This window comes from Shivajiella indica, assembly GCF_042683085.1.
GTDB classification, from domain to species: Bacteria; Bacteroidota; Bacteroidia; order Cytophagales; family Cyclobacteriaceae; genus Shivajiella; species Shivajiella indica.
This window is the reverse complement of sequence record NZ_JBHUIV010000034.1, coordinates 24,466-37,181: the sequence shown is the minus strand read 5'-3', so window position 1 is coordinate 37,181 and position 12,716 is coordinate 24,466. Positions and strand designations below refer to the sequence as shown.

Below are 12,716 nucleotides of genomic sequence, written 5' to 3'. Positions count from 1 at the left end.
ACAGCCTACATGAAAAACTTATGGTAATAAAACAGAATCAATTACATGTATCACACCATTTGTCGCATGGATGTTCAATGCTGAAGGCACTAAACCTGAATCATTGATCTGAAGAGAACCCAAATTAACGGTCAAAGTGGAACCCTCCAATAAAGATGGCAATTCGGCACCTTCTCTTAAATCCTGAGAGAAAGCTCTAGCAGGTACTACATGGTATAATAATACGTTGGTCAATGTTTCTAAAGGAATATCATCCACACCATTTACGCCTAAAACTTCGTAAAGTGCTTCAAAAGCAGCATCAGTTGGTGCAAAAACAGTAAAATCATCATCGAATCCACCAGTGAAAGCACCTGCTAAATCTGCTCTAACCAAAGCAGCAACCAGTTGGGTAAATTCAGGAGTAGCTGCCTGAGTGGAAGCAATAGCAATTTCTGCAATATTTTGCGTTGGAGGAGTAATGACATAATCCAACACGTGGATAATACCATTTGAAGCAGCAACATCAGTTTGTACAATCCTAGTGTTACCATTGATCCACAATTCTCCATTAGGAGCCGCACTTACAAAGAATGGATCTCCAGCTACAGTATTTACTCTTCCGGCACTTACAGCTGAGGATGGTACTGAAGCACCCAAAACATGATAAGTCAGAACATCCGCCAATTGATCCGAGGCCAAAAGTTGATTTGCTGTAAGATTATTATCTTCCAGAAAGCTACCAAAAGCATCGTTGGTTGGGGCAAATACTGTAAAAGGTCCTGGACCTGATAAAGTTTCAACCAAACCTGCAGCATCCACTGCTGCTACCAAGGTTGAAAAATTATTGTTGGCAGATGCCACTTCGACAATGTTAGGATCTTCCTGTACCGGTGGCATATCATCGTCATCATTGCAAGATGAAAATCCAACCGCAACGACTAATCCCATCAAGGGATATTTTAAAATTGAGCTGAAAATGCTTTTCTTATTCATAATTTTTGTTGGTTTAGTGAATAAATTTCATTGGTAGAACACAGAGGAAGCCTTTAGGTTTAAAAAAATTTGGAAAAATTTTAATAATTATCAGTAAGAATTATGTAATCGTGTACCAACTGCATGAAATTGTAAATGAAAATCCTGTATATACATTAATTATTTTGACAAGTATTGATTTCAGAAAAGGAATAAGTATCTATTTATTGACGATTTCCATTAATTTGTGTCGGTTAATATTAATTTGATATAAAACATTTTCAAGATGAGTTCAAAAAATATCCTAGCACTTACCTTCACGTTTTTTTCTATAATTCTTACTTCCTGTAAAAAGGAAAGTCAGGACTGTGTGCTGGACAAGGAAATTCTTGCTGTTGAAATAAATTTGGATCTTGAAAGGCTAGAAGATAAATTTTATAAGGCGCAGGAAACGGGGGAAATCCTCTATTTGTTGGAATCCTATCCTGAATTTGCAGAAAATTATTTACAAGTAAGTCTTTATGGCTCCCGAGAGAAATTTGCAGATGAATTGATCCAGGGTAATCAGGATACCTTGATGATGGCTTTATATGAAGAGGTGAATAAAGAATTCAAAGACATGAGTGGTTTAGAAGAGGATTTATTGACTGCCTTCAAATACATCAAATATTATTTTCCGGAATTTAAAATTCCAAAAGTGTACACTTTTGTCAGTGGTTTTGCCTCCGATATTTATATTGATAAAGATATATTAGTAATTGGTTTGGATTATTTTTTACCTTTTGAACATCGTTTTCAACCACCTGATTTACCTCAATATATTACCAAGCGCTATCAGAGGGAATATATTGTACCGATGGTTGTCACTGCTATTTCTTCCCAGTTTAACAAAACGGATCTCAATCAGAATTCTCTATTGGCTGAAATGATTTATTATGGTAAGGCTTATCATTTTACCAAAAGTATACTACCATGTACTCCGGATGAATATATTATAGGTTACACCTCGGAGGAAGTTGCTTCATGCTTTAATAATGAGGTCTATATCTGGTCATATTTTATTGAAAATGATTTGTTGTATACTACAAACCCCTTTGAAATTAGAAAATATATCGGGGAAGCGCCTTCTACAGATGAAATCAGTCCTCAGGCACCGGGAAGATTGGGAAGATGGTTAGGTTGGAACATTGTGGATGATTACAGATTGAACAACAATCTGGATTTACCGGAATTGATGCTGGAGTCAGATACGGAAAAAATCTTTAGGCAGTCAGGGTATAAGCCCCGCCTGTGAAATTTCCTTTTGACGGTTTTGTGTTAAAGACCATAATTAAATGTTCCACAGCCTTGTCTTTTGAAAAATGTTGCTCTGAGAGTTTTCTGGAATTTCGTTGCATACTTTCAAGGAGCTTTGGATCCCTTGCCAATAATTCGATTTTTCGGAAGGTTTCATTGGGCTTTTTAGGATTATAATAATAACCCAGTTCATGGGTTTTTACCAGGTCATAAACCCAACCTTTGTGATTGACAAGTATGGCTTTACCTGCGGCTAAAGCATCAAAAAATTTATTGGGACTATTTGTTTTTAACACCGGCAAGTGGTCAAATGATATGAATGCTATATCTGCTACATTCAATAGTTGGCTAACTTCCTGTTTAGAGCCAAAAGGGATATAATAAAAATTCCGGAGTTCCAGTTGTTTCGCTTTTTGGAGCAAATCGGGTATTTTCGATCCCTTTCCCATTACGACAAACTGAAAATCCTTTTCATGCTCTTGGGAAATTCTAGCAAGGTCAAGGATTTCTTCCACTGCATTGACTTTTCCTATGGCACCTGTATAGGCTATGGTAAAGGTGTTTTTCAATTTTAATTCTTCAATTATCCTTTGGTTTTTAGGGGCAGGATAAAAAGCTGTGGTATCTGAAAAATTAGGAATGATGTGTATGGTACAGCCTGGACACTTTTTTCTTATGCTTTCCGCAATACCTGGAGAAAGGGCAATTACTTTAAGTGCATGTTTATAAATTCTTTTTTCCAGACCGTAAAGCAATTTTTTTAATAATGGGTTTCGAATGGCACCAACTTGTATGGGGGCGTCAGGCCATAAATCCCTAACCTCAAAAAGGTAGGGTAAAGCAAATTTCCTTTTTGCCCATAAACCAATCAGGCCAGTGGTCAAGGGGGTTGAAGAAATGTAAAGAAAATCAGCCCTTGGTATTTTTTTTATCCATTTCCTTGCGCCATGTACAAAAAATAAAAAAGCAAATATACGTCTGAGAAAACCATAACTTTGATCATAGCTGACCGGTAAATAATGCACTTTAATACCATCAATGATTTTCAGATCATAAAAGGATTTATTATGTGCAGTTATCAATTCCACATCAATTCCCTTTTCCACCAAACCTTTAGCCAAATAATAGGAACGGGTAGCACCCCCCTCTTCAGGAGTTAAAAAATATTGGTGTATGTAGACGATTCTCATTACTTATTTGCCTCAAGCCACGATGCCAGGAGGAAGAGATTCCAAATTTGAAGGAATTGCCTGCCTTCTGCCTTTGAAGGGTCAAAACCTAAATTACGCATTTTTTCCGGAAAATGTTGACCCCATTCATTTTCCATTTTCCTGATAGGCTCTATTATCCAATCTAAAAAGCTTTTTTCCTTGGTCCACTCTGCCAAGGGTAAGCCAAAGCCCAGTTTCTTCCTTTTGGAAATGAAGCCAAGCCCTCTTTTTTCCAAAGCCTCTTTGATCCATTTTTTACCTATTTGTTCATGAATTTCCTCTTCTGTCAAACTTTGGCTCAATGAAATCAAATTACAGTCTAAATAGGGAGACCTTCCCTCTATACCATGTGCCATACAGGCACCATCATGGATCTTCAGAACATCATTCACCAGATAAAAAGAACGGTCCCATTCCAGCGCGTTTTTCAAGTGGAATTCAGATTTTGGATATAAATTCAAAAAAGAATCCAAAAATTCTTCAGGTATATTTTCCAAAGCAGCCATTTGAAGAAATGTTAAATCAGAATCATCTTGGATACTTTCAAGCATTTTCTTCAAATTGGAGTTGAAGATTTTAAAGGGTAAGAGTTTTTTTAAACCTTTCCAAAAAAACGGATGTCTTAAATATTTCTGAAAAGCAAGGTGTCTGTTATAACCTCCGAATAATTCATCCGCACCAGCTCCTGTGATTAATACTTTTACTTCTTTGGAGGCCTCTTTGGCGATCATCCAAGTTAAAAACCCTGCACTGTCTCCTATGGGTTGATCCAGCGAAAGAATATAGGAGTTCCAATTATCCTGGAGAGTTTTTAAATCAATTTTAATTTCTCTATTGAGGGAAAAGTATTTTTTTCCAAATTTTTTTACAAAATCCGGATCTGAATATTTGCCCATTTTCCCAATATCAAAAGTGGCGGTATATGTTGGAAGTGGCTCTCCGGTTTCTTCATACCATAAGGCATAAATTAGACTGCTGTCAGCACCACCACTTAACAATTGTCCTACCGGCCTTTCTGCATGAAAATTATGGATAACAGCATCTTTCAGCAGGTCTTCGAAATTTTCCCGGGTCTTTTTTTCCTGATTGGATTTGGGAAATTTCCATTTTAATCCGGCAACTTCACTTCCTTTCAAATCAAAAACCCAGGCGTTTCCGGGAGGAAATTGCTTGATGTTTTCAAAGAATGTTTCCGATGGATAGGAATGCCTTTGGTAGAAATAAGGAACAAACTGCTTGGTGTCAATTCTATTTTTAGGCAACAAGGCGATCCTTATAGCTTTGGATTCGGAGGAAAAATATTTTTTCCCATTTTCTTCAGCATAGTATAATGGCTTTTCTCCCGAAGGGTCCCTGGCAAGGATCAGTTTATTTTTTGATAAATCTGCAAAGGCAATTGCAAACATGCCTTTTAGCTTGGGTATACCATTTTCACCATAGTACTTGAGCCAATACAATAAAACTTCAGAATCGGAATTACTTGAAAATACAAAACCTAATGTCAAAAGCTCGTTCCGTAAATCCTGATAGTTGTAAATTGCACCATTCCAGACCAAAACACATTTCCGTTCCCTGTCCCACATGGGTTGGTTGGAAGCATCACTTAGGTCAAGAATCTTTAACCTGTTTCCTGCAAAATACAATGATTCTGAAACCTGGGTGAAATCAGAAAAGTCAGGCCCACGGTGAGCAGTTGACCTCATCATTTGCTGGATAAGGTTATTACCCGGATCTTCACCTACAATGACATTGATACCGCACATTATTTTTTGGAAGGAGGAAGGGTGTTTTCCAAGTCTATAAGTGAACTTTTATTCTTTTCGAAAAACCTGCAAAAATGGCTGATCGGACATTCCAAACATTTTGGTTTTCTGGCCAGGCAAATGTATCTGCCATGTAGGATAAGCCAATGATGGGCGATGTGGATGTGTTTTTTGGGGATGTTTTTGATCAATTGCTTCTCTACCTCTAATGGAGTTTTGGCATTTTGGGTAACCAATCCCAATCTTTTTGATACCCTGAATACATGGGTGTCCACGGCCATGTTGGGTTGGTTCCAGACCACAGAGGTGATCACATTGGCTGTTTTCCTACCGACACCGGGTAGTTTTATCAACTCCTCTACAGTAGATGGAATTTCACCATTAAATTCTTCCACCAATTTCTTGCCTAAGCCGAGGAGATGTTTGGTTTTATTGTTTGGGTAAGAGATAGACTTGATATAGGGGAAAAGCTCATCAAAGTTGGAAGATGCCAGGTGTTGTGGAGTTGGGAAGTCCCTGAAAATCGCCGGAGTAGACATGTTGACCCGTTTATCTGTACACTGTGCAGAAAGAACCACCGCCACAAGAAGTTGATAAGGGTTTTCATAGACCAGTTCGGTTTCTGCGACAGGCATATGATGTGTAAAATAATCAATAAAAGCAGCGTATCTTTCCTTTTTGAGCATGATTCTTGATATGTTGGTTAGAAAATTAAGGTTTATTCGATTGAAATTGAAGTCAAACCTGATTTTTACAACAAGATTAACTTGTTTTCGTTTATCATTCACTGATTCAAAACTGTTTAATTATGGAGCAAACCAAATTTTTGAAGTATTTAGCCCTTCCAGTCCTGATTTTGTTGTTATTTGTTCAATCCTGCCAGCCCGATAAAGAACCTATAGAGGATGAGAATGTAGCCATGGAACTTTTTGATGTATCCTATGGTGATCATCCCAGACATAAGATGGATATTTTTCTCCCTGCAAACCGCACCAGGGAAAATACCCGTTTATTGATATGGATCCATGGGGGTGCCTGGGTAGATGGGGATAAGGGTGAGTTTGTGGATTTCAAACCTTGGTTTGAGGAGGTGCAGGATGATTATGCTTATATCTCTTTGAATTACCGCTTATTTGATGTGGCCTCAGGAGCAAACAAATTTCCCAGTCAGGAAGAAGATATTAAAATGGCTCTGGATTATATCAAGCAAAAGCTACCTGAATGGAAAGTTTCTGATCAAGTGATTTTGTCAGGAGGAAGTGCTGGAGGACATCTTGCTTTATTACATAGTTATAAAAACAATTCTGATGGATTGGTGAAAGTTGTTGCAGCTGTTTTCCCTCCTACCGAGCTATTTACACTTGGTAACGGTAATCCTTTGATCACTTTTCTATTACAAACCCTGGTAGGAAATCCCGAGACAAATAGTGACATGTACATCAATTCATCACCAATTAATTTTATAGATTCCCAATCTGTTCCTACCACTTTCTATCATGGTGATGCAGATGAGGTAGTGCCAATAGATCAAAGTTACCTACTTGAAGAAAAACTTCGGGAAAATAATGTTCCTCTATATTTTGAATATTACCCAGGGCAGGGACATGGTTTTACTGATCAGACTTATCAGAATATGATCAGGAAAATTGAAGAATTTATCAATTTGCATTTATAAAAAAACCTGAAAGCTTAGCTTTCAGGTTCACCGTTAATCTAAAACGATTTGATTTTTTCGAGTCCTGTAGAGTTGGCTTTCCTAAGAATGCTTTTTACTACTTTTTCGGAAGGTTCGAGAATGAGGTCGTCCAATTGTTCCATTGTGCTCAGCATTTCCAAATATTCTTGCATCAAAGATTCTTCTTCATGCAAGGCCTGCACTAGCTTTTCATTCTCACCCTCACTCATTTCCTGGTAGATATATCTAAGCAGGTCATTTGGGGTAAAAGGTTTTGTCATAGGCAAAATTTAATTGTTTCATCTTTTTTCTCATATTGATCAATGCATACCTCATCCTGCCCAAAGCAGTATTGATACTTACACCAGTTTGATCAGCTATTTCCTGAAAACTTAAATCCATATAATGACGCATGACGAGTACCTGCTTTTGAGATTCAGGTAGTTCATCAATCAGCTTGCGGACCATCTCTAAGGTATCTTCTTTTACGCGTTGATCCTCTACTGAATCATCAGCAAACTTCATTGTGTTGAACAAACTTTCGCCATCTTCCATTATTATGGTAGGATAGCGTTTACACTTCCGGAAATGATCGATAGCTAGATTGTGCGCAATTCGCATCAACCATGGCTGAAATTTTCCTTCTTCGTTATACCCATCGGAGTTCAAGGTCTGAATCACTTTTACAAACACATCCTGAAGTAAATCTTCAGCAACTCCCTTGTCTTTTACTATTAGATAGATAGTGGTATAAACTCTTGATTTATACTTATCCACCAAACATTCAAATGCGGTTTCATAGCCGCTTCTGTACTGGGTAATCAGTTCAGAGTCTTTAGGAAGAATCCTTTTGCTCATACAAATTGACTTTAAAATAACGTAGAAGTCTAAGCCATAGTATATGTTGAGGGTGAAACAATTTATTTTACGCTAAATCAAATGTATTGATTCAGAAACATACATGCAAAAAAATTGGGAAATTTTTAGAAGGAAATCTAATAAAAAAATAAATTATGGATGTATATAGGATTTTTTTGTGTTTAAAATGCAATAAAATTTTGATAAAAAAATTTATACATTTTTAAATTTTGAAGGGTTCAACGATTTAAAAACGATTATTTTTAGGTTTATTATACTTGGGTAAGAAAAATAATGTTAAAAATTGTGCCAATTTTAATTTTTGCCCAGAGTTTATTTCCGAAAATGAGGACCTTTTTTATCTAATTTCTTACCTTCGTTTTAATAAACGAAGAAGTATGGAATTAAGCGGAAAAATTGTTCAAATTATGCCGGAAGTAAATGGAACCGGTAAAAATGGTCAGTGGAGAAAACAGGAATTTATTATTGAAACCCAGGGAAATTATCCTAAAAAAGTCTGTATTACGGTTTGGGGGGATAATATTGACCAATTTGGAGTCAATGTGGGAGATCAGGTGAACGCATCCATTGATATTGAAAGCAGGGAATATAACGGAAGATGGTATACGGATGTAAAAGCATGGAAAATGGAAAAAGCAGGTGCTGCTAAAAAAGAAAATTACGCAGGAACCACTTCTATGCCGGATGTGACCAGTTTTTCGGATGACAGTTCGGATGATATTCTTCCTTTCTGATTTTCTTAGCTAATACTTATTGTGCCTCGGTTACCCCTTAACCGAGGTTTTTTAATAAACCCAAAGTGAGAACCATTCCTGCTATAATACCTCATGGGTTAAATTGTCTTTCCCCAAATAAATAACCCATAAATGCACCCCCGATCATAAGAATCAGTGCAATTAAAAAAAGGAGCAGCAATATACCCAAAGGCATTTCCCAGACTTCAGATCCTATTTTAAATCTTATATTTTTTTTGAGATCCATTTCGTATACAAGATAGCCAAAAAAAGAAAGCGAGCATGTTGGTTTGCCCGCTTGTCAATCAATCTAGTAAACTTTCAATCAATGTCTATTTGCCTAACGCTGTTCTCCAACCTTTTGTTTCAATTTCCTTGGCTGAAATTTCAACTTTTTCTTTCAGATCCATTTTAAATTTGTCCATATTTTTCGCAATAACTGGATCAAATGCTCCTACTATGGAGGCAGCCAATATCCCGGCATTCTTAGCCCCATTCAACGCAACGGTTGCAACAGGAATACCGCCAGGCATCTGAAGAATGGACAATACACTGTCCCAACCATCTATGGAATTGGAGGATTTGATGGGTACTCCGATGACAGGAAGTGAGGTCATAGAGGCAACCATCCCAGGTAAATGGGCCGCACCACCTGCTCCAGCTATGATAACCTTTAAACCCCGTTCTCTGGCAGATTGGGCATAATTAACCATTTTATCAGGGGTTCGGTGAGCAGACACTACAGTCAGTTCATAACTGACCCCCAATTCCTCCAAAGCTAAAGCAGCTTCTGACATAATGGGCAAATCTGATTTACTGCCCATGATAATTCCAACCTGTACAGTCATGGTTTTATGCTTTTATTTTGATCAAAGATTTTATTTCCGAAGCTCTCTTTTTGAGATTATCCAGATTTTCATCAATAAGGGTAACATGGCCCATCTTTCGGAATGGTTTGGTCAATTTTTTTCCATATAGGTGTACATATACCCCCTTTTGTCCCATAGCTTCTTCAAGCCCTTCTACAAAGGCCTCCCCAGAATAGCCATCCTCTCCCAATAAATTGACCATGGCAGCAGGACTTCTCAGTTCAGTATTTCCCAATGGCATGTTCATCACAGCCCTTAAATGTTGCTCAAATTGTGAGGTAAAATTGGCTTCTATACTGTGGTGGCCACTATTATGGGGGCGTGGAGCTATTTCATTGACCAATACCTCACCGTTTTTGGTAACAAACATTTCAACCGCCAATAGACCTACCAGATCCAATTCATGAATCACATCCACCGCAATTTTTTTTGCCTTCGATTCTATTTCTGGAGAGATTTCTGCAGGAGCAAAAAGAAATTCCACCAGATTGGCCGTAGGGTGAAAAGAACATTCTACGGACGGATAGGCCACCACATCCCCTTTTTTATTTTTTGCTACGATCACTGAAATTTCCTTATCAAAGTCAATGAGTTTTTCCAGAAGTCCCGGTGCATCAAATGATTTATCCAGATCAGTTTGGCTTCTAAGTATCTGAACTCCCCTTCCGTCATACCCTTCCCTTCCTAGTTTATTGACTGCAGGAAGAAATGCTGCATTATTAATGACTTCTTCCCTATTTTCCGTCAGGATAAAATCAGCCGTTGGAATTCCTTTTTCTTTGTAGAAAGTTTTCTGCAACCTTTTATCCTGAATCATCCTGATCAGGTGAGGTTGCGGGTAAACTTCCTTTCCTTCAGAAGCCAGTTTTTCCAAAGCTTCTGTATTGACATTTTCTATTTCAATGGTAATGATGTCGCAGTCTTTTCCAAAAGCATATACGGTGTCGAAATCAGTCAATTTGCCATGGACAAATTTTTGACAAATAGATTGGCAAGGGGCATGGATATCCGGATCTAATATATGTATATCAATATTGTAATTGATGGCAGATTGAATGATCATCCGTCCAAGCTGTCCACCTCCTAAAATTCCTAAAGTCTTTTGTTGGTAATTTTTTTGCACAGGGATTGGCATTAGTCCGCCCAAAAATAACAGAAAAAAGTAGCATCCGGAAAAAGTCAAGGAGATTATACAAAAACCCTTGAAAAAGGGCTTTTAGGATACATTGGAATTTGTTTTATACCGTCCGGCCTCCAATCAACCTTAACAGTATGGATATAACCGCCAAGACCAATAATATATGTATCAAGCCTCCCAAGCTGTATACAAAGAACCCGAAGATCCATCCAATGATAAGTATGATTGCAATTAAATACAGTAATGAACTCATGGCATTTAGGGTTAAGTTAAACAATTGGTTATGAACAAGATGAAACAATGACTGTGCCAAAGGGGTATTTTACTGAAACCTAATTCCCATCAACTCCATTAATTTGTGGGCATTGAAACTTGGGCATGGACCTGATTTGAGTTTATAATCAAACGAAATTTCCCTGTCCTCAATTTTGCTGTGGAAACTACTGTTGACCAAAAACGGGAGGTCTTTTTCCAATTGGCTTAACTCAATATCATGGGTAGAAATAATACCTTTGGATTTTGTTTGGGATAATTGTTTGATCAAAGCTTCACTGCCCATAACCCTATCTATAGTATTGGTTCCTTTCAGTATTTCATCCATCAAATAGAATACCTGAATTCCACTTTCCGCTGCTTCCAAAATCTGCCGGATCCTTGCTAACTCTGCATAAAATGAACTCACACTTTCTCCCAGACTGTCGGAATTCCTCATGCTTGTGTATAGTTGGAAGGGACCGCATTGGAATATCTCTGCAAATGGTCTTAATCCTAAATTGACAAGTACCATATTGATTCCAACGGTCCTCATAAAGGTAGTTTTCCCGGACATGTTGGATCCTGTCAGTAGAACTGTCTTTTGGTTTTTTTCCAAAATGAAATCATTTCCTATGGATTTTAGGGGAGGTATTAGAGGATGATGCAGGTTTTTTGCTTCAATTATGGTATCCTTTTCCCAAATAACATCACCTTTGAGTTCCTCTTCATTCGAAAAGGAAGCCAAAGAAACCATGACCTGCCAATGGTCAAATATGCCTTCAATATGGGATAAGTCATTACTGAATTCCTTCTTCCATTTTTTAAGTCGCCAAAGCAAAAAGAAATCAAGCCAAAATAAAAGGTTAAAAATAAGATAGACCAGATTGAACCTGTTTTGGATCATAAAAGAAACCTGTTCCAGCGATTTCAGTCCTTTTGAAAGTTTTCCATTTTGAAATGGCCGGTGCAATTCCTTTAATTTATGGCTTACGAAGAATTCATTTTCCAATAAATCTGACCAAATTCTAAATGTTTTTATATCCCCTTCATTGGGCCAGACCAAGGCTGCATTGTGCAAGTCTTTATAAACAATGGATAAAAAAAGTAAACCGGCCAAAATCCATAATCCAATCCATGAAGTATGAATGAAACCAAATGCACCAGCCAATAGCAAAATCATGCCAACTAACGGCCCAAGTGCTAAGAAAATGTAATAGACTTTGGACCATTTTTCATTTCTGTCCAGCCATTGGTAAAAAAAGGCCTTATTTTTCTCGCCTTTTATAAAAGCCCTTCCAATTGCTTCAAAATTCCGAAGGAATTTTTCTTTTTTTCTTAATTCTTCTGTTGCATGAAAATTTTCAATCGCAGATTGCTGATTGATCTGACTTTTTATGTTATCTGCAAGAAGTTGACGGCCGGAAACAGACACAGTATGATTGATGAGTTGGAAAAGTGAGTGTGGTCCAAAAAGATCTAGATCATTGCAGAAAGGATGTTTTTTGTCCAAAAAATCCAAACCAGGGTCCAACTCATTTAATTCTCTTGCAGCTCGTTTCTGTTTGACCTCATCCATTCTTTCTAATTCTATCAGAAAGCTTTGAAGATCAGTGTAATAATTAAACCTAATTATTAGCCAGATAAAGGTGTATCCTAAAGGAAATAGTAATAAAAGAATTGATTTTTGATCAGTAAGACCTACAATTAATAGACTGATAATGACAAAAAATAATATGAGCCTATTGACAGAAATAATAAATGCCTTTCTTTTGGCATTTTTAAGCCCCAATGAAATGTTTTTTATATTTTCAGGAATTTTCATGGCGCAAAGATAGGTAAAGAAGCAGGTCCAAATAGAAACCTTAAAGAAACTATTGGAAAAGGCATTTTCATTGAACTATATCCGAAATTCATTGTTCTTTGATTGTCCATAAGGCAAGAT

General features: G+C 37.3%; 13 protein-coding genes. 3 read left to right on the top strand and 10 right to left on the bottom strand.

Annotated elements, in window-relative coordinates; all coding sequences use genetic code 11:
* Positions 1 to 18: 18 nt before the first annotated feature.
* On the bottom strand, positions 19 to 975 hold the full coding sequence (locus ACFSKV_RS19160; protein WP_380806562.1) for a fasciclin domain-containing protein: 957 nt from the start codon (positions 973 to 975) through the stop codon (positions 19 to 21).
* Positions 976 to 1,240: 265 nt separating this feature from the next.
* On the opposite strand from ACFSKV_RS19160, the gene gldB reads away from it, so the two are divergent.
* Entirely contained in the window at positions 1,241 to 2,248 is a 1,008-nt protein-coding gene (gldB, locus tag ACFSKV_RS19155) for a gliding motility lipoprotein GldB (protein WP_380806560.1), read from the top strand.
* Here gldB and ACFSKV_RS19150 read toward each other — a convergent pair.
* From ACFSKV_RS19150 to nth, 3 genes are read right to left on the bottom strand one after another with little or no spacing between them, the layout of a single operon-like run.
* Positions 2,217 to 3,440: a glycosyltransferase family 4 protein gene (locus ACFSKV_RS19150; RefSeq protein ID WP_380806558.1), complete on the bottom strand. Its 1,224-nt coding sequence runs from the start codon at positions 3,438 to 3,440 to the stop codon at positions 2,217 to 2,219. The two genes, gldB and ACFSKV_RS19150, sit on opposite strands and share 32 nt — an antisense overlap.
* A complete protein-coding gene (gene asnB, locus ACFSKV_RS19145; RefSeq protein WP_380806555.1) occupies positions 3,440 to 5,224 on the bottom strand; it encodes an asparagine synthase (glutamine-hydrolyzing) in 1,785 nt (594 codons plus the stop codon). The genes ACFSKV_RS19150 and asnB overlap by 1 nt, the downstream gene beginning before the upstream one ends.
* Positions 5,224 to 5,910 (bottom strand): endonuclease III, encoded by a 687-nt coding sequence (gene nth, locus ACFSKV_RS19140; protein ID WP_380806552.1) that lies wholly within the window; start codon positions 5,908 to 5,910, stop codon positions 5,224 to 5,226. The genes asnB and nth overlap by 1 nt, the downstream gene beginning before the upstream one ends.
* A gap of 122 nt (positions 5,911 to 6,032) precedes the next feature.
* On the opposite strand from nth, the gene ACFSKV_RS19135 reads away from it, so the two are divergent.
* Positions 6,033 to 6,899 carry a prolyl oligopeptidase family serine peptidase gene (locus tag ACFSKV_RS19135; RefSeq protein WP_380806550.1) on the top strand — a complete coding sequence of 289 codons (867 nt, stop codon included), beginning with the start codon at positions 6,033 to 6,035 and terminating at the stop codon, positions 6,897 to 6,899.
* A gap of 38 nt (positions 6,900 to 6,937) precedes the next feature.
* Here ACFSKV_RS19135 and ACFSKV_RS19130 read toward each other — a convergent pair whose 3' ends face one another.
* A complete protein-coding gene (locus tag ACFSKV_RS19130; protein WP_380806547.1) occupies positions 6,938 to 7,180 on the bottom strand; it encodes a hypothetical protein in 243 nt (80 codons plus the stop codon).
* On the bottom strand, positions 7,155 to 7,757 hold the full coding sequence (locus tag ACFSKV_RS19125; protein WP_380806543.1) for an RNA polymerase sigma factor: 603 nt from the start codon (positions 7,755 to 7,757) through the stop codon (positions 7,155 to 7,157). The genes ACFSKV_RS19130 and ACFSKV_RS19125 overlap by 26 nt, the downstream gene beginning before the upstream one ends.
* Before the next feature lie 398 nt (positions 7,758 to 8,155).
* Here ACFSKV_RS19125 and ACFSKV_RS19120 point away from each other — a divergent pair, with 398 nt between their 5' ends.
* The gene (locus ACFSKV_RS19120) at positions 8,156 to 8,512 is read left to right on the top strand and encodes a DUF3127 domain-containing protein (RefSeq protein ID WP_380806540.1); all 357 of its coding nucleotides are present in this window, start codon (positions 8,156 to 8,158) and stop codon (positions 8,510 to 8,512) included.
* 332 nt (positions 8,513 to 8,844) lie between these two features.
* Here ACFSKV_RS19120 and purE read toward each other — a convergent pair whose 3' ends face one another.
* The 4 genes from purE to ACFSKV_RS19100 form a co-directional block, all read right to left on the bottom strand.
* Positions 8,845 to 9,360 carry a 5-(carboxyamino)imidazole ribonucleotide mutase gene (gene purE, locus ACFSKV_RS19115; RefSeq protein WP_380806538.1) on the bottom strand — a complete coding sequence of 172 codons (516 nt, stop codon included), beginning with the start codon at positions 9,358 to 9,360 and terminating at the stop codon, positions 8,845 to 8,847.
* Between the two features lie 4 nt (positions 9,361 to 9,364).
* Complete coding sequence (locus ACFSKV_RS19110) at positions 9,365 to 10,504, bottom strand: 5-(carboxyamino)imidazole ribonucleotide synthase (protein WP_380806536.1); 1,140 nt, start codon at positions 10,502 to 10,504, stop codon at positions 9,365 to 9,367.
* A 115-nt stretch (positions 10,505 to 10,619) separates the two neighbouring features.
* Positions 10,620 to 10,772 (bottom strand): lmo0937 family membrane protein, encoded by a 153-nt coding sequence (locus ACFSKV_RS19105; RefSeq protein WP_380806533.1) that lies wholly within the window; start codon positions 10,770 to 10,772, stop codon positions 10,620 to 10,622.
* 69 nt (positions 10,773 to 10,841) lie between these two features.
* A complete protein-coding gene (locus tag ACFSKV_RS19100) occupies positions 10,842 to 12,596 on the bottom strand; it encodes a MutS-related protein (RefSeq protein ID WP_380806531.1) in 1,755 nt (584 codons plus the stop codon).
* Positions 12,597 to 12,716 lie beyond the last annotated feature (120 nt).

Coding starts and splice junctions, on each gene's coding strand:
- ACFSKV_RS19160 (WP_380806562.1), bottom strand. CDS start 975: ATGAATAAGAAAAGCATTTTCAGCTCAATTTTAAAATATCCCTTGATG.
- gldB (WP_380806560.1), top strand. CDS start 1,241: ATGAGTTCAAAAAATATCCTAGCACTTACCTTCACGTTTTTTTCTATA.
- ACFSKV_RS19150 (WP_380806558.1), bottom strand. CDS start 3,440: ATGAGAATCGTCTACATACACCAATATTTTTTAACTCCTGAAGAGGGG.
- asnB (WP_380806555.1), bottom strand. CDS start 5,224: ATGTGCGGTATCAATGTCATTGTAGGTGAAGATCCGGGTAATAACCTT.
- nth (WP_380806552.1), bottom strand. CDS start 5,910: ATGCTCAAAAAGGAAAGATACGCTGCTTTTATTGATTATTTTACACAT.
- ACFSKV_RS19135 (WP_380806550.1), top strand. CDS start 6,033: ATGGAGCAAACCAAATTTTTGAAGTATTTAGCCCTTCCAGTCCTGATT.
- ACFSKV_RS19130 (WP_380806547.1), bottom strand. CDS start 7,180: ATGACAAAACCTTTTACCCCAAATGACCTGCTTAGATATATCTACCAG.
- ACFSKV_RS19125 (WP_380806543.1), bottom strand. CDS start 7,757: ATGAGCAAAAGGATTCTTCCTAAAGACTCTGAACTGATTACCCAGTAC.
- ACFSKV_RS19120 (WP_380806540.1), top strand. CDS start 8,156: ATGGAATTAAGCGGAAAAATTGTTCAAATTATGCCGGAAGTAAATGGA.
- purE (WP_380806538.1), bottom strand. CDS start 9,360: ATGACTGTACAGGTTGGAATTATCATGGGCAGTAAATCAGATTTGCCC.
- ACFSKV_RS19105 (WP_380806533.1), bottom strand. CDS start 10,772: ATGAGTTCATTACTGTATTTAATTGCAATCATACTTATCATTGGATGG.
- ACFSKV_RS19100 (WP_380806531.1), bottom strand. CDS start 12,596: ATGAAAATTCCTGAAAATATAAAAAACATTTCATTGGGGCTTAAAAAT.